Source organism: Novosphingobium sp. GW821-FHT09E05, from assembly GCF_059416165.1.
In genome coordinates, this window is record NZ_JBWKOQ010000001.1 from 1,587,853 (window position 1) to 1,603,193 (window position 15,341).

14 protein-coding genes and 1 tRNA gene are annotated in these 15,341 nt (G+C 67.1%); 11 read left to right on the top strand and 4 right to left on the bottom strand.

Going from position 1 to position 15,341, the window contains the following annotated elements; genetic code table 11:
• Window positions 1-51: 51 nt before the first annotated feature.
• Window positions 52-2,322 carry a ribonuclease R gene (gene rnr / locus AC07M9_RS07510; RefSeq protein ID WP_494882641.1) on the top strand — a complete coding sequence of 757 codons (2,271 nt, stop codon included), beginning with the start codon at window positions 52-54 and terminating at the stop codon, window positions 2,320-2,322.
• Between the two features lie 128 nt (window positions 2,323-2,450).
• Here rnr and AC07M9_RS07515 read toward each other — a convergent pair whose 3' ends face one another.
• Window positions 2,451-2,906: a universal stress protein gene (locus tag AC07M9_RS07515; protein WP_007680300.1), complete on the bottom strand. Its 456-nt coding sequence runs from the start codon at window positions 2,904-2,906 to the stop codon at window positions 2,451-2,453.
• Between the two features lie 171 nt (window positions 2,907-3,077).
• Here AC07M9_RS07515 and AC07M9_RS07520 point away from each other — a divergent pair, with 171 nt between their 5' ends.
• The 4 genes from AC07M9_RS07520 to lpdA are packed head-to-tail and all read left to right on the top strand — an operon-like array spanning window position 3,078 to window position 6,610.
• On the top strand, window positions 3,078-4,418 hold the full coding sequence (locus AC07M9_RS07520) for a pyruvate dehydrogenase complex dihydrolipoamide acetyltransferase (RefSeq protein WP_494882644.1): 1,341 nt from the start codon (window positions 3,078-3,080) through the stop codon (window positions 4,416-4,418).
• 1 nt (window position 4,419) lies between these two features.
• Entirely contained in the window at window positions 4,420-4,809 is a 390-nt protein-coding gene (locus tag AC07M9_RS07525; RefSeq protein ID WP_494882646.1) for an acyl-CoA thioesterase, read from the top strand.
• The gene (locus AC07M9_RS07530) at window positions 4,810-5,190 is read left to right on the top strand and encodes an acyl-CoA thioesterase (protein ID WP_494882648.1); all 381 of its coding nucleotides are present in this window, start codon (window positions 4,810-4,812) and stop codon (window positions 5,188-5,190) included. It begins immediately after the preceding gene.
• Between the two features lie 4 nt (window positions 5,191-5,194).
• Window positions 5,195-6,610 (top strand): dihydrolipoyl dehydrogenase, encoded by a 1,416-nt coding sequence (gene lpdA, locus AC07M9_RS07535; RefSeq protein ID WP_494882650.1) that lies wholly within the window; start codon window positions 5,195-5,197, stop codon window positions 6,608-6,610.
• Window positions 6,611-7,105: 495 nt separating this feature from the next.
• Here lpdA and AC07M9_RS07540 read toward each other — a convergent pair whose 3' ends face one another.
• Window positions 7,106-7,558 carry a hypothetical protein gene (locus AC07M9_RS07540; protein ID WP_494882651.1) on the bottom strand — a complete coding sequence of 151 codons (453 nt, stop codon included), beginning with the start codon at window positions 7,556-7,558 and terminating at the stop codon, window positions 7,106-7,108.
• Between the two features lie 248 nt (window positions 7,559-7,806).
• Window positions 7,807-8,094: a PilZ domain-containing protein gene (locus AC07M9_RS07545; protein WP_494882653.1), complete on the bottom strand. Its 288-nt coding sequence runs from the start codon at window positions 8,092-8,094 to the stop codon at window positions 7,807-7,809.
• Between the two features lie 144 nt (window positions 8,095-8,238).
• On the opposite strand from AC07M9_RS07545, the gene acs reads away from it, so the two are divergent.
• Window positions 8,239-10,188, top strand: coding sequence for an acetate--CoA ligase (gene acs / locus AC07M9_RS07550; protein ID WP_494882655.1), 1,950 nt, complete (start codon window positions 8,239-8,241; stop codon window positions 10,186-10,188).
• A 28-nt stretch (window positions 10,189-10,216) separates the two neighbouring features.
• Here the strand turns inward: acs and AC07M9_RS07555 are convergent.
• Window positions 10,217-10,306: transfer RNA gene (locus AC07M9_RS07555), tRNA-Ser, on the bottom strand.
• 168 nt (window positions 10,307-10,474) lie between these two features.
• Here AC07M9_RS07555 and AC07M9_RS07560 point away from each other — a divergent pair.
• Genes AC07M9_RS07560 through AC07M9_RS07580 form a run of 5 tightly spaced genes read left to right on the top strand, consistent with a single transcriptional unit; the run spans window position 10,475 to window position 15,294 of the window.
• Complete coding sequence (locus AC07M9_RS07560) at window positions 10,475-11,509, top strand: lytic murein transglycosylase (protein ID WP_494882657.1); 1,035 nt, start codon at window positions 10,475-10,477, stop codon at window positions 11,507-11,509.
• Window positions 11,493-12,464: an SPOR domain-containing protein gene (locus AC07M9_RS07565; RefSeq protein ID WP_494882659.1), complete on the top strand. Its 972-nt coding sequence runs from the start codon at window positions 11,493-11,495 to the stop codon at window positions 12,462-12,464. The genes AC07M9_RS07560 and AC07M9_RS07565 overlap by 17 nt, the downstream gene beginning before the upstream one ends.
• 57 nt (window positions 12,465-12,521) lie before the next feature.
• Complete coding sequence (locus AC07M9_RS07570) at window positions 12,522-13,685, top strand: D-alanyl-D-alanine carboxypeptidase family protein (RefSeq protein WP_494882661.1); 1,164 nt, start codon at window positions 12,522-12,524, stop codon at window positions 13,683-13,685.
• Window positions 13,682-14,323: a dTMP kinase gene (tmk, locus tag AC07M9_RS07575; protein WP_494882663.1), complete on the top strand. Its 642-nt coding sequence runs from the start codon at window positions 13,682-13,684 to the stop codon at window positions 14,321-14,323. The genes AC07M9_RS07570 and tmk overlap by 4 nt, the downstream gene beginning before the upstream one ends.
• Window positions 14,320-15,294: a DNA polymerase III delta subunit-related protein gene (locus AC07M9_RS07580; RefSeq protein WP_494882665.1), complete on the top strand. Its 975-nt coding sequence runs from the start codon at window positions 14,320-14,322 to the stop codon at window positions 15,292-15,294. The genes tmk and AC07M9_RS07580 overlap by 4 nt, the downstream gene beginning before the upstream one ends.
• Window positions 15,295-15,341: the final 47 nt, after the last annotated feature.

Sequence of the window (15,341 nt, forward strand, 5' to 3'; positions counted from 1 at the left end):
AGCAACACCCGCCCCATTGCATTAGCGCCGCGTCAGCCCCATTGCTGGCCGATGCCACAGAAGAACCGTCCCGCCCCCGGCCTGCCCACGCGCAAGCAGATACTCGAATTCATTCAGGCCTCGACCGAACCGGCCGGCAAGCGCGAGATTTCGCAGCACTTCGGCCTTCAGGGCGCGGAGAAGATCCAGCTCAAGGCGCTGCTCAAGGACATGGCCGAGGAAGGCCTGATCGACGGCAAGCGCACCGCCTTCCACAAGATGGGCGGCGTGCCGCGCGTCACCGTGCTGCGCGTGGTCGATATCGAGGAGGGCGAGGCGATCGCCGTTCCCGACACCTGGCAGCCCGACGATGCCACCCCGCCGCCGCGCATCCGTCTGATCGAGAAGGGCCCCGGCAGGCACAGGGGTTCCGCGCTGCGCAAGGGTGACCGCGTGCTCGCCCGCACCGAAGAGAATGACAACGGGTGGCGCGGCTACCCGATGAAGAAGCTGGAACTGAGCGCCGACCAGGTGCTCGGCGTGGTCGAGATGGACACCGCCGGCAAGCCCTGGCTGGCGCCGGTCGACAAGCGTATCCGCCACTCCTCGCCGATCGCCGATCTTGCGGGCGCCAAGCCGGGCGAGCTGGTGCTGGGCGAGCCGATCGGCAAGTCGGCGCGGCCCTCGGTCAAGGTCGTGCAGGTGCTGGGCGAGCCGCTGGCGCCGCGCGCGTTCAGCCTCATTGCCATCCACAAGCACGGCATTCCCAACCACTTCGGGCAGGAGACGCTGGAAGAGGCGCAGCTGGCCGCGAAGCTGCCGCTCAGCCACGAGCACCGCGAGGACCTGCGCCACCTGCCGATCGTGGCCATCGACCCCTCCGACGCGCGCGACCACGACGACGCGATCTGGGCGCAGCCGGACGGGCAGGGCGGCTTCGATGCCCTGATCGCCATCGCTGACGTGTCGTTCTACGTGCGCCCCGGCGGCGAGATCGACCGTGAAGCTCGCAAGCGCGGCAACTCGGTCTATTTCCCCGACCGCGTCGTGCCGATGCTGCCCGAAGTGCTGAGCGCCGACGTGTGCTCGCTGCGCTCGGGCGAGGACCGCGCGGCGATGGCCTGCCACATCAGGATCGACGCCGAAGGCCGCGTCTCCGACTGGCGCTTCACCCGCGCCCTGGTCCGCATTCACGAGGTCATCGCTTACGAAGAAGCACAGGCGCGCATCGACGAGGACCGGGCGGAAGAGCACCTCAAGCACCTGTGGTCGGCGTGGGCGGCTCTCGCCGCCGCGCGCAAGGCCCGCGATCCGCTGGAACTGGAATTGCCCGAACGCCGTGTCAGGCTCGACGAGCAGGGCCGCATCGCCGAGATCGCCATCCGCGAGCGGCTCGATGCGCACCGCGTGGTCGAGGACTTCATGATCGCCGCCAACGTCGCCGCCGCCAAGGCGCTGGAAGCCAAGACCGCGCCCGTGGTCTACCGCGTCCACGAGACGCCGAGCCGCGAGAAGCTGATGGCGCTGAAGGAATACCTCGCGACGTTCGGCAAGAAGCTGGCCATGGGGCAGGTCATCACGCCCGGCCTGTTCAACCGCATGCTCAAGGACATTGCCGACGAGACCGAGAAGGCGCTGATCATGGAAGCCGTGCTGCGCAGCCAGACCCAGGCCTATTACGGGCCGAGCAATGCCGGCCACTTCGGGCTGGCGCTGGGGTCCTACGCGCACTTTACCTCGCCGATCCGCCGCTACGCCGACCTTCTGGTCCACCGCGCGCTGGTCGATGCCTACAAGCTGGAGCAGCCCAGGCCGCAGGGCGACATTCCGGCGACCTCCGGCCTGTCCGAGCGTGACAAGGGCGATCTCGGCCGGGTCAGCGAGGCGATCAGCATGGCCGAGCGCCGCGCCATGGAGGCCGAACGCGAGACGATCGACCGCTACGTTGCCGCCTGGCTGTCGGCGCGTGTGGGCGAGGTGTTCGAGTGCCGCATCACCGGCGTCCAGAAGTTCGGCTTCTTCGCCACGATCCTGCGGCTCGGCGGCGACGGGCTGGTCCCCGTCTCGACGCTGGGCGACGAGCGGTTCGGCTACGACGAGAAGGCGCGCGTGCTGGTGGGCGAGCAGAGCGGCACGAAATATGCCGTCGGGCAGGTCCTGCCCTTGCGCCTTGCCGAGGCCAATCCGCTGACCGGTGCGCTCAAGTTCGAGCTGGAGGAAGGTGGCGGCCGCATCGAGCCGCGCGGGCGTCCCCAGACGGCCTTCGCCAAGCGCGGCAACCACCTCGTCGGCAAGCGCGGCCGGCCGGCGAACATCCGGCACAAGGGGAAGGGCAAGCGCTGAGCTTTCGATAGTTAAGACGTCGTCCCAGCGAAAGCTGGGACCGCTGGCGAGTCTTTAGGCAGAACCTCGCCGAAAGGTGGGTTCGGCCCTGCTAGCGATCCCAGCTTTCGCTGGGATGACGGGAGCTCTCAGCTGAACCGCTCGATCGCTTCGGCATCCAGCCCGCCCGGCACCACGAACACCGGGCAGGTCATATGCGCCATGCCCGCCCCGGTGAAGTGCGACACCAGCGGCCCCGGCCCACCCTCGCGCGCGGCGCCGAGGACCAGCGCGGAGACCTCGGGGTGTTCCTCCAGATACTTGCGCACCACCTTGATGTCCTCGCCGACGCGCACGGAAATCACCGGCATCTTCGCGCCCTGTGACAGGAGGTTGCCCGCCGCCGCGGTCACCAGCGTTTCGGCGCGGGCGCGGGCTTCTTCCTCGATGGTGGCCTGGACGCCGGCGAAGGCGTTGAAAGGCTGGGGCGGAACTAGCGCGAGAAGGTGCAGCGCACCGTCGGTCTTGGCCGCGCGCCGCGCCGCGAACTGCAGAGCGACAAGCGCTTCGTCGCTTTCGTCGACAATCACCAGGTAGACGCGCATTGCCTGTTCCCTCTCCATCGGGCTTATTGATACGCGAAGGCTGCAGTGCAAGCCACCACCGTTGCGAAAAAAGAAACTGCGGGGCGCTTGTGCGCAAGGGTCAAGTTGTCCAATGAGGGGCGAAATCTCTTTTCCGACCTCCCCCGGACAACAAGGAACGCGATAGTTTCCATGCCCATCGAGATCAAGATGCCCGCCCTGTCTCCCACGATGGAAGAAGGCAAACTGGCCAAGTGGCTGGTGAAGGAGGGTGACACCGTCGCTTCCGGCGACATCATGGCCGAGATCGAGACCGACAAGGCCACGATGGAGTTCGAGGCCGTAGACGAAGGCGTGATCGGCAAGATCAGCGTCGCCGAAGGCACCGAAGGCGTGAAGGTAGGCACCGTGATCGCCGTGCTCGTCGAAGAGGGCGAGGACGCCTCCGCGATCGAGGCCGCTCCCAAGGCCGAGGAACCCGCCAAGGAAGCCCCCAAGGCCGAAGCTCCCAAGGAAGAGTCTCCCAAGGCTGAACCCGCCGAAGCCGCGCCTGCCGCCACTCCCGCTCCCGCCGCCAAGACCGCATCCAACGAGGAGAGCCGCGTGATCGCTTCCCCGCTCGCCAAGCGCATTGCCACCGCCAAGGGCGTCGACCTCGAAGCCCTGACCGGCACCGGCCCCAACGGCCGCATCGTCAAGGCCGACGTCGAAGGCGCGCAGCCCGGCACTGCCAAGCCCAAGTCGGCAGCCCCCGCCGCCGCCAACGACACGGCAGCCGCACCCGCCAAGCCGGCCTCGGTCGAGATGGCCGCGGAGACCCGCGCGCTGCTCGACGACCGCATCCCGCACACCGTCGACAAGCTTTCGGGCATGCGCAAGACCATCGCGCGACGCCTCACGCAGTCGATGCAGGAAGCGCCGCACATCTACCTCACGGTCGACATCCGCCTCGACAAGCTGATGGCGATGCGCGCCGAACTCAACGCCGCGCTGGAAAAGCAGGGCGTCAAGGTCTCGGTCAACGACATGCTGATCAAGGCACTCGGCCTTGCGCTGGTCGACGTGCCCGAGTGCAACGTGACTTTCGCGGGCAGCGAGCTGATCCGCTACCAGCGCGCCGACGTCTCGGTCGCCGTGTCGATCCCGAACGGCCTCATCACCCCGATCGTGCAGGACGCGAACGGCAAGTCGTTCTCGGCGATTGCCAAGGCCACCAAGGACCTGGGCAAGCGCGCCAAGGAAGGCAAGCTCAAGCCCGAGGAATACCAGGGCGGCACCGCCTCGATCTCCAACATGGGGATGATGGGGATCAAGCAGTTCACCGCCGTGATCAATCCGCCGCAGTCGACCATCCTCGCCATTGGGGCAGGCGACAAGCGTCCCTGGGTCATGCCAGACGGGCAGCTTGGAGTAGCGACGATCATGACCGCGACTGGCAGCTTCGATCACCGGGCCGTTGACGGCGCCGACGGCGCGCGCCTGATGGCCGCGTTCCGCGCATACGTCGAGAACCCGCTGGGCATGGTCGCCTGACATGGAGTCTGAGGCCGGAGAACTGGTCATTCGCGTGACCGCGATGCCCACCGACCTCAATCCCTACGGCGGCGTTTTCGGGGGCTGGCTGATGAGCCAGCTCGCGCTGGGCGCCGCCTCGCTGGTGACCCGCCGCACCGGCTTCAAGGCCGTGGTGGTCGGCGCGACCGACTTCACCTTCCCGGGCGCCATGGCCGTGGGCGACGAGCTCAACGTGTATGCGCGGGTCGCAAGGACGGGGCGCACCTCGATGACGGTCGCCACGCGCGGCTTCGGCCGGGCGCGGGCGAGCGAGGATCACGTCGAGGTCGCCACCGGCATTTTCACGTTCGTGGCGCTGGGGGTGGACGATCGTCCGCAGCCTCTGGCCGCTACCGTAGAGGCACAGTAAATGGCGGAAGAGTACCGCGAACCCGTCATCCGCATCACCGCCATGCCCGCCGACGCCAATGCCTATGGCGACATCTTCGGCGGCTGGCTGATGAGCCTGATGGACATGGGCGCCGGCCTCATCGCCGCGCGCCACTCGCATGGCCGCGCGGTGACCATCGCCATGGACGGCATGCAGTTCCACTCGCCGGTCAAGGTCGGCGACGAGGTTTCCGTCTACGGGAACCTGCGCAAGGTGGGCCGCTCCTCGATGACCATCGCCATCGAGGCTTGGCGCCGCCACCGGCATGAAGAAGAGCAGGTGAAAGTGACCGAAGCGGTCTTCACCTTCGTTGCCATCGACGATGCGGGCAGGCCCCGCGCAATCGAACAGGAGAGTTGATTCAGTGGCTGATACTTACGACGTCATCGTTCTCGGTTCCGGCCCCGGTGGCTACGTCGCGGCGATCCGCGCATCGCAGCTGGGCCTGAAGACCGCCATCGTCGAGCGCGAGCTGCTGGGCGGCATCTGCCTCAACTGGGGCTGCATCCCGACCAAGGCGCTGCTGCGCTCGGCCGAAGTGCTGCACCACATGAAGCACGCCAAGGACTACGGGCTGGCCGCCGACAACATCACCGCCGACATCGACGCGGTGGTCAAGCGTTCGCGCGGCGTCGCTTCGCAGCTCAACAAGGGTGTCACGCACCTGATGAAGAAGAACAAGATTACCGTGCACATGGGCACCGGTAAGCTTGTGGCTCCCGGCAAGCTGGAAGTGACCGGCGAGAAGGGCACCGAGACCCTCGAAGCCAAGCACATCATCATCGCCACCGGCGCCCGCGCCCGCGACCTGCCCAAGGCCAAGGCCGACGGCAACCGCATCTGGACCTATCGCCACGCGATGACGCCCAAGGAACTGCCCAGCAAGCTGCTGGTCCTGGGCTCGGGCGCGATCGGCATCGAGTTCGCCAGCTTCTACAACGACATGGGCGTCGATGTGACGGTCGTCGAGATGATGGACCGCGTCGTGCCGGTCGAGGACGCCGACGTCTCGGCCTTCCTTGAAAAGGCGCTGACCAAGCAGGGCATCAAGATCCTCACCGGCGCCAAGGCGGGTGACATCACCACGTCCGACAAGGGTGTTTCGGTCAAGATCACGCCCAAGGGCAAGGCCGAGGAGACGCAGGAATACAGCCACGTCATCGTCGCCATCGGCATCGTGCCGAACGTCGAGAACATCGGCCTCGAAGAACTCGGCATCGAGCCGGACAAGCGCTTCCACGTCAAGGTCGATGGCTATGGCCGCACCAACGTGGCCGGCGTCTGGGCCATCGGCGACTGCGTCGAGGGTCCGTGGCTGGCGCACAAGGCGAGCCACGAAGGCGTCACCACCGCCGAGTCCATCGCCAAGGAACTGGGCAACAAGGACGTCCACCCGCACCCGCTCGACCGCCGCAACATCCCGGGCTGCACCTACTGCCACCCGCAGATCGCATCGGTCGGCCTGACCGAGGCGAAGGCCAGGGAAGAAGGCTACGAGGTCAAGGCCGGCACCTTCCCGTTCCTCGGCAACGGCAAGGCGATCGCGCTCGGCGAGCCCGAGGGCTTCGTGAAGACCGTGTTCGACGCCAAGACCGGCGAACTGCTCGGCGCCCACATGATCGGCGCGGAAGTGACCGAGATGATCCAGGGCTACGTCGTCGGCAAGACGCTCGAGACCACCGAGGCGGAGCTGATGAACACGGTGTTCCCGCATCCGACGATCTCGGAAACGATGCACGAATCGGTGCTCGCCGCCTATGGGCGCGCGCTGCACATGTGAGCCTCGGCTCCGATTGCGATATGAAGAGGGCGGGCCGCAAGGTCCGCCCTTTTTCGTCGGGGCGGAACGTCGGGCCGGAGTGCGGTCAGTTGGTTACGGAATGTCCGGTTTCAGGACCGAGAGCAGGGGCCTGAACGGCAGACTTTGAGTGGCAGCGGACGGTCTCTTTCAATCTGCGCGACGCCCTATCAGGCGATAAAGCACGACGATTACCAGAAGACCTGTTGCGACTCCTACGGCATCAGATGCAAACTTCGACATGTCCAAGTGTTGACCAAGGTGGGACATTCCGAAGCCTATCGCAGCCGCGCAAATGGGAGCTATCCATGTCGGGATGTTATAGCGTTTGAGCAACATGCCCGTAACTTGGAGCACATGCGCTATGTCCGCAAGGAGGGCGTGTCCTGAACGTTGCTGATCGGCGATTTTGGGTGGTTAGTTGCCATCCGCCACAGACATCTCATCCGTAGCCAATTCGCTTGGTAGGGCGTCTAATCAAGGCAAATTTTCGACCCTACCGTCTTCACGAATTCGAAAACGGCCTCCCCCATAACCTCCACTGCTAGCTGTTTCCACCTCGTAGATGACTCCAACCTTCAGAGGCTTCGCTTCAACACCCTTTTCGGTGGGGTCAGAATATTTAAACGGCTCGCCCTTCAGCTTTTGCCCATAAAATATCGGGAAAGCGTTCAAACAATCATCGACGGCGTAATCTTTATACCAAAATACGCCGTTACGAACCAAAACCGGATCGTCATCCGCCCCCGCTGATGCGATTGCATTTTCGTTACGAGCCGTTTGGACATGAATACTTCTGATGCAGTCGGCGCTACGCTGTGATCGTGGATCAACTATGAAGGCGATGCGACCGCCAATTTTTACAGCGCGCAGGTCGTAGGTATACGAACAGCCAGATAACGCGAAGGCGCAGAGGATGCTTCCCACCATGATTAATCGCCGCATTGGCTAAAGGTGTGCTGAAATCAGAACGACCGCAAGGGGCGCTCGCCGCCTGTCCAGATTTTCGCGCTAGAGCTGCGAAACCGTCTTAGCACTCTTCCCTTCAGAGCAACGGCTTGCGAGATGTGGGCGGCGCGCCCCGCTCAAGTGCGGATGGTTCGCTGCGCTCTCAGGCCTCCGTATCTCTCTCCTGAAGCGCAGAGAGCATTGGGAGAACGGCTGCACGCCCCCGGAATTTAGCCCGCGGCGCGAACGATATGCTCGAATACGGCGACGTGCAGCGGCTCGGCGAATTCGCAGCCCACGGCGCCTTCACGCACCCAGCAGATGCGCGCGCTCAGCAGCTGGAGGCCGGGAATGCGGATGCGCAGGGGCACTTCGGGCCGTGCATCGGGCAGCCTGGCGATGCGGAAGCCGCCGGGAGACAGGTCCTCCAGCCGCGCCGCCTTCCAGGGCCGGGTGCCCTGGCGGACCTCGCACAGGATCTCGACGCTGGCGCGCGTGGTGGTCCTGTCGTGCGGCACGGGTTTCTCCTAGGTTGAACGCTCGCTTGCGGCGCAAGGTGTTACCATGAGGTTATCACGGCGACTTGATCCGCATCACAAGCGCCGCCATGTTCGGTGCAAAGGTCCGCATACCGGGCCAGACCGGATCGAGAGGAAGTACCGATGGCCGAGGCCGTATATCCCGTCCCCGCCGACTGGGCCGAAAACGCCCTGATCGACGAGGCCCGCTACCGCGAGATGTACGAAAGCTCGGTCGCCGATCCCGAAGGCTTCTGGCGCCGCGAAGCGCAGCGGATCGACTGGATCAAGCCCTTCAGCGTGGTGAAGCAGGCGAGCTTCCACGAGGAGGACTTCGGCATCTCGTGGTTCGCGGACGGCACGCTGAACCTCTCGGCCAACTGCCTCGACCGGCACCTGGCGACCCGCGGCGACGACATCGCCATCCTCTGGGAACCCGACGATCCGAAGACCCCGGACCGCCGCATCACCTACCGCGAACTGCACGAGGCGGTCTGCCGCTTCGCCAACCTGCTCAGGGCCAAGGGTGTCAAAAAGGGCGAGCGCGTCACCATCTACCTGCCGATGGTGCCCGAGGCCGCGGTCGCCATGCTCGCCTGCGCGCGGATCGGGGCAATCCACTCGATCGTCTTCGCCGGCTTCTCGCCCGACGCGCTCGCGGGCCGCATCACCGACTGCGACAGCCGCGTGGTCCTGACCGCCGACGAGGGCCTGCGCGGCGGCAAGAAGATCCCGCTCAAGGCCAACGTCGATGAAGCGCTGACCCGCTGCGCCTGCGCCGATACGGTGATCGTCCTCTCGCACACCGGCGCCGACGTGCCGATGGTCGAAGGCCGCGACGTGGACTGGGCCTCCGCCGCCGCCGAACAGCCGGCCGCGTGCGAGCCGGTGGAGATGGGCGCGGAGGACCCGCTGTTCATCCTCTATACCTCGGGCTCCACCGGCAAGCCAAAGGGCGTGCTGCACACCACCGGCGGGTATTCGGTCTGGGCATCGATGACGCACGAGTACGTGTTCGACTACCGCCCCGGACAGGTGTTCTGGTGCGCCGCCGACATCGGCTGGGTCACCGGCCATTCCTACGCCGTCTACGGCCCCCTGATGAACGGCGCGACGACGGTGATGTTCGAGGGCGTGCCCAACTTCCCCGATCCGAGCCGCTTCTGGCAGGTGGTCGACAAGTTCGGCGTCGAGATCTTCTACGGCGCTCCGACCGCGCTGCGCGCGCTCATGCGCGAGGGCGACGACTGGGTGAAGAAGACCTCGCGCCGGTCGCTGCGCCTGCTGGGCTCGGTGGGCGAGCCGATCAATCCCGAGGCCTGGGGCTGGTACCACGACGTCGTGGGCGAGGGGCGCTGCCCGATCGTCGACACCTGGTGGCAGACCGAGACGGGCGGCATCATGATCTCCCCGCTGCCCGGCGCCACCGCGCTCAAGCCCGGCTCGGCGACGCGGCCGATGTTCGGCGTGCAGCTCAAGCTGCTCGATGCCGAGGGCCGGGAGATCGAAGGCGCCGGCAGCGGCAGCCTCGTCATCACCGACAGCTGGCCGGGGCAGATGCGCACCGTCTGGGGCGATCACGAGCGCTTCTTCCAGACCTATTTCAGCACGTACAAGGGCACCTACTTCACCGGCGACGGCTGCCGCCGCGACGAGGACGGGTACTACTGGATCACCGGCCGCATCGACGACGTCATCAACGTCTCGGGCCACCGCATGGGCACCGCCGAAGTCGAAAGCGCGCTCGTCGCTCATCCCAAGGTCGCCGAGGCGGCGGTCGTCGGCATGCCGCACGACATCAAGGGGCAGGGCATCTACGCCTTCGTCACCACCAACGCCGAGGTCGAGCCCGACGAGGCGCTGCGCAAGGAGCTGATCGCCTGGGTCCGCCACGAGATCGGCCCGATCGCGACGCCGGACGTCATCCAGTTCGCGCCGGGCCTGCCCAAGACCCGCTCGGGCAAGATCATGCGCCGCATCCTGCGCAAGATCGGCGAGAACGACGTCTCGAACCTGGGCGACACCTCGACGCTGGCCGACCCCTCGGTGGTCGACAACCTGATCGCCAACCGCCCGCAACCCGCATCGGCCTGAGATCGACGATCCGGGAGAAACGGAAATGTGGCGGACAGGGTGGGATTCGAACCCACGGTGAGCTTGCACCCACGGCGGTTTTCAAGACCGCTGCCTTAAACCACTCGGCCACCTGTCCGCACACTTGCGCGCATAGCCCAATGTCGCGTCGGCGCAAGAGGGGCAATGCGGGCCGATGCGGAGATGACGGTTGATCGGTGAGCGGCGCCGGGCTTGCGGCGGCTGTCCACGGCCAAGGAGGCCAGGCCATTTGCAACCTTCGTGCTTTGTGCGAAGTTCCCTCGCGATGACCTTTCGATCCTTCCTGCGTTCGCTGCGTTTTCCATCCATCGCCCTGGCCCTCGTCGTGGCACCGCTGCCCGCGATGCAGGCATGCGCCCAGACGGAGAGTTTTCCCGCCTACCTCGAGCAGGTCGCGTCCCATGCGCGCGCGCAGGGCGTCAGCGAGGCGACGATCGGCAGCGTGCTGACGGGCCTGACACCCAACGAGCGGGTGATCGCCCTCGACACCGCGCAGCCGGGCCGGCAGGCCGCGCCGCCGGCGCTGGCTCCGTACATCTCGCAGCACGTCGGGCCGTCGATCATCGACCGGGGACGGGCGCGCTATGCCTCGCTGGCCTCGATCTCGGCGCAGGTCGAGCGGCGCTACGGCGTGCCCGCGCCGATCCTCTTCGCGATCTGGGGGCACGAAACCAATTACGGCAGCTACACGGGCGACTTCGACCTTGCCCGCTCGCTCGCCACGCTGGCGTGGGAGGGGCGCCGCCGCCAGCTGTTCGAGGGCGAGCTGATCGCGCTGATGAAGATGGTCGACCGCGGCGTGCCGCGCTCCCAGCTCAAGGGCAGCTGGGCAGGGGCCTTCGGTTATCCGCAGTTCCTGCCCAGCGTCTACCTGCGCCTCGCCGTGGACGGCGACGGCGACGGGCGGCCCAACATCTTCAGCAGTTCCGCCGACACCATCGCCTCGATCGCCAACTACTTCCGCGACGCCGGCTGGCGGCAGGGCGAGCCCTGGGGCGTGCGCGCGGGCGTACCCGCCGGTTTCAACGTCGATGCCTACGCCACCAAGCTGGTCGCGCCCAGCTGCGACCGCGTCCATGCCCGCCATTCGCAGTGGAAGACCGTCGCGCAGTGGCGCGCACTGGGGGTGACGGCGCAGGGCGCGATCGGCGGCGACGTGCTGACCTCGCTGTTCCAGCCCGACGGACCGGGGACGCCCGCCTGGCTGTTAACCGGTAATTATCGGGTGATCCTCCAGTACAACTGCTCGAACTACTACGCCATGTCCGTGGGGTTGCTTGCAGATGAGATTTCCCGTTAACCATGCCCTGCCGCTCGCGGCGCTGATCCTGCTGGGAGCCGCCACCGGCGCCCCCGCCGCCGAGCGCAGGCAGGCGCCGCCAGACCTCCCGGTGACCGGCCCGGCCGCCGATTACCCGGTGGTGGTGGGTGATCCCTTCACCATCGACGGCAAGGTCTGGACCCCGGTCGACCAGCTCAACTACGATGCCGTGGGGGAGGCCGTCACCGGCGAAGGCTCGGGCGTGACGGGTGCGCACAAGACGCTGCCGCTGCCGTGCTATGTCGAGGTGACGGCACTCGACAGCGGCCGCACCATCCTTCTGCGCCTCGAACGGCGCGGGCCGATGAGCAACGACACGCTGGTCGAACTGTCGCCGGACGCGGCGGCGCAGCTTGGTCTCGCGCCCGGCGGCAAGGCGCCGGTGCGGGTGCGCCGGGTCAACCCGCCGGAGCAGGAGCGCGCACTCCTGCGCAACGGGGGCCGCGCACCCGATCGCATGGCGACGCCCGAGGGCCTGCTGAAGGTCCTGCGGCGCAAGCTGGCGGACCAGTCGCCGCTGGTGCCCGTGCCGGCAACCGCGCCGTCGATCCCCTCCAGCGTGCCCGCAGCGGCAGCCGCCAAGCCCGCGCCCAAGCCGGAGCCCGTTCCCGCAAGGGCGCCCGTGCCCAAGCCCGCGGCCGCTCCGGCGCCCGCCAAACCACCGGTCGCGGCGGCGCCCAGGCCTGCCTCGCAGCCCTCGCGCGCGCCCGCCACACCGCCTGCGAAGGGCACACTGGTCGTGCAGGTCGCGGCGTTCTCGTCAGAAGCCTCGGCGCGCAAGGTCGCGGGCCAGCTTGGCGGAACCGTCTCGAAGGCCGGAAAATTCTGGCGCGTGAAGGTCGGGCCCTACACCAACCGTGCACAAGCCGCGCCGGCGCTGGAGAAGGTGAAACGCGCGGGCTATAGCGACGCACGAATCCAGAGCGCGGAGTGACCTGAAGGCTCCCGCGCGAAACCAGGCGCCGACCGGGCGCGCGGGAGAATACGGGTCTTGAAGTCCTTTTCGCACGTTCTGAAGCTTGCCCTGATCGCCGCGCTGCCCGCCAGCGCCGTAGGAGCCGCCACGCCGCCGCCCACTCCGCCCGCCCAGCTGGCGACGATCCCGGTCAGCATCCTCGTCGACCTGGGATCGGGTCAGGTGCTCGTGCAGCGCCATCCCGACACGCCGTTCCTGCCCGCCTCGGTGACCAAGGTGATGACCGCCTACGTCGCCTTCGAGGAGATCGGCGCGGGTCGCCTCAGCCTCGACCGCAAGTTCGTGGAGCGCCCCGAAACCGAGCGCGAGTGGTTCGCCAAGGGCACCAACATGTACATCACCACCAAGGACCGGCCGACCGCGCGCGACCTGCTCCACGGGATCATGACCGCCTCGGCCAACGACGCGGCGGTGGTGCTCGGCGAAGGCTATGCCGGGAGCATCGAGGCGTGGGCCGCGAAGATGAACGACGCCGCCCGCCGCCTCGGCATGACGCGCAGCCACTACAACACCCCCAACGGCTGGATGGACGAGGGCAACACTTACGTCACCGCGAGCGACCTGGTGAAGCTCGCCGACGCCATGATAACCCGTTATCCGGACCTTTACCGCGAGTTTTCGGGCCACAAACGCTGGTTCTGGCGCGACGTCGCCATGCGCAGCCATGACCCCACCGTGGGCGTGGTGCCCGGCGCAGACGGCATCAAGACCGGCTACACCCGCGAGGCCGGCTACAACTTCCTCGGCACTGCAGAGCGCGGCGGACGCCGTCTGGTGATGGTGCTGGCGGGCTCGCCGCTGCCCAAGCCGCGCGACGAAGCGGCGAAGGCCCTGCTCGAATGGGGCTTTGCCGCCTGGGACACGCGCCACCTGTTCGACCAGGGGCAGACCGTGGCGCAGGCCCGCGTCCAGGGCGGCGACATGCGCTCGCTCCCGCTCGTCGCCAACCGCGAGGTCCACGCCACCATCCCGCGCGGGAGCAAGCCTGGCGTGACGCTAACCGCACGCTATCGCGGCCCTATTGCAGCGCCGATCCGCAAGGGCGAGCAGGTGGGCGAGCTCGAGATCCGCGTCGCCGGCCTCGCGCCGGGCCGCGTCCCGCTCTACGCCGGACGCGACGTGGCCGTGGCCGGACCGCTGGACAGGCTGTGGAACGGGCTTATCAACCTGTTCACATGACCCAGGGAAAATTCATCGCGCTCGAAGGCGGGGAGGGCGCGGGCAAGTCAACGCAGGCCCGCCTGCTCGCCGAAACGCTGCGCCAGCGCGGCCTGGAGGTCGTCGTAACCCGCGAACCCGGCGGAACTCCTGGCGCCGAGGCCATCCGCGCCCTGCTGCTCGACGGGGTTGAGGGTGACGGGGGCGTCAGCTGGAACCCGCGCGCCGAAGCGCTCCTGTTCGCCGCCGCGCGCTCGGATCACGTCCACCGTCTGATCCGCCCCGCGCTGGAACGGGGCGCCTGGGTGGTCTGCGACCGCTATCTCGATTCGAGCCGCGCCTACCAGGGCGGCGGCAGCGGCTTGTCCGATGACGATATCACCCTCCTGCACCGCATCGGCAGCGAGGGGCTGCTGCCCGACCTCACCCTGCTCGTCGAAGTTGCACCCGAAGTCGCCGTTGAGCGCCTCGCCCGGCGCGACGTCGACGGCTCGGACCGCATCGGTGGCCGCGATAACGCCTATCACGCCCGCGTCGCCGCCGCCTTTTCGGCCTTCGCCGGTGCGGACCCCGACCGCTTCGCCCATATCGATGGCAACGGCGACCCTCAGTCGACGCATTCGCTGGTGCTCGCCGCGCTGGCCCCGCTGCTGCCATGAATTCTCGGACGCCCTCTGTAGGCCAGGACGCCGCGTGGCAGGAATGGCTTGCCGCCATCGCTTCCGAGCGCATGCATCACGCCTGGCTGCTGAGCGGCGCCAAGGGTCTGGGCAAGCGCGCCTTCGCCCGTGCCGCCGCTGCCGAACTCGTTCGGCTGCCCGGACACCCGGCGCCGGACGTGGACACGCATCCTGACATCCACATCCTCGAACACCTCCCCGCCAACGACGACGAGGCGAAGAAGAAGGCTGAGGGAAAGGCCTACCAGACCAAGCGCAACATCACCGTCGACCAGGTGCGCGAGATGATCCGGCGACTGTCCACCAAGCCCACACTCGGCGACAAGCGCGCGATCGTCATCGATCCGGCCGACGACATGGAAAAGAGTGCCGTCAACGCGGTGCTCAAAGCGCTGGAAGAACCGCCCAGCGGGACGTTCTTCCTGCTCGTCGCCCACCAGCCCGGCCGCCTGCTGCCGACGATCCGTTCGCGCTGCCGCATCCTGCGTTTCGCGTCGCTGGATGCCGGAGAACTCGACGCCGTGATACGCCGGGACGCGCCGCATGCCGGCGCTGAAGCCCGTGCCGCAGCGATTGCCGCCTCGCACGGCTCGCCGGGGATCGCTCTCGATTTTGTCGAGCACGACCTCGGAGCCCTCCATTCATTGATGACGCGCATCATACGCGAAGGTGACGCGCGGTTCCATTTGCGCGGTGCCTTGGCTGATGAGATGGGAGCCCGCCCTTCGCGCGACCGGCAGGTGGCGACGCTCGAACTGGCCCGGTCGGTCCTCGTTCACGAACTGCGGCAGTCCACGCGCGATCGGCAACTGCGGATCATCGACGCACATGGCGTCCTCACCGAGCTCTCCACGCAGGCGACGACCTACAATTTCGACGCCGGACTCCTGATTATGGAAATTGGCGGGTTGCTGGCCTCGGCCGCGATGCCTAGAGAAGCCGCTCGCTAGTTCATTTTCGCGAAGGCTTGCAAGGCCGGCCGACTTGAGAATGTACA

What these genes read in the sequence shown, in the direction of transcription:
- acs (WP_494882655.1), top strand. Translation starts at nt 8,239, where the DNA reads ATGGCCGAGGCCGTATATCCCGTCCCCGCCGACTGGGCCGAAAACGCC.
- AC07M9_RS07525 (WP_494882646.1), top strand. Translation starts at nt 4,420, where the DNA reads ATGGAGTCTGAGGCCGGAGAACTGGTCATTCGCGTGACCGCGATGCCC.
- AC07M9_RS07515 (WP_007680300.1), bottom strand. Translation starts at nt 2,906, where the DNA reads ATGCGCGTCTACCTGGTGATTGTCGACGAAAGCGACGAAGCGCTTGTC.
- AC07M9_RS07580 (WP_494882665.1), top strand. Translation starts at nt 14,320, where the DNA reads ATGAATTCTCGGACGCCCTCTGTAGGCCAGGACGCCGCGTGGCAGGAA.
- AC07M9_RS07560 (WP_494882657.1), top strand. Translation starts at nt 10,475, where the DNA reads ATGACCTTTCGATCCTTCCTGCGTTCGCTGCGTTTTCCATCCATCGCC.
- tmk (WP_494882663.1), top strand. Translation starts at nt 13,682, where the DNA reads ATGACCCAGGGAAAATTCATCGCGCTCGAAGGCGGGGAGGGCGCGGGC.
- AC07M9_RS07565 (WP_494882659.1), top strand. Translation starts at nt 11,493, where the DNA reads ATGAGATTTCCCGTTAACCATGCCCTGCCGCTCGCGGCGCTGATCCTG.
- AC07M9_RS07520 (WP_494882644.1), top strand. Translation starts at nt 3,078, where the DNA reads ATGCCCATCGAGATCAAGATGCCCGCCCTGTCTCCCACGATGGAAGAA.
- rnr (WP_494882641.1), top strand. Translation starts at nt 52, where the DNA reads ATGCCACAGAAGAACCGTCCCGCCCCCGGCCTGCCCACGCGCAAGCAG.
- AC07M9_RS07530 (WP_494882648.1), top strand. Translation starts at nt 4,810, where the DNA reads ATGGCGGAAGAGTACCGCGAACCCGTCATCCGCATCACCGCCATGCCC.
- AC07M9_RS07540 (WP_494882651.1), bottom strand. Translation starts at nt 7,558, where the DNA reads ATGGTGGGAAGCATCCTCTGCGCCTTCGCGTTATCTGGCTGTTCGTAT.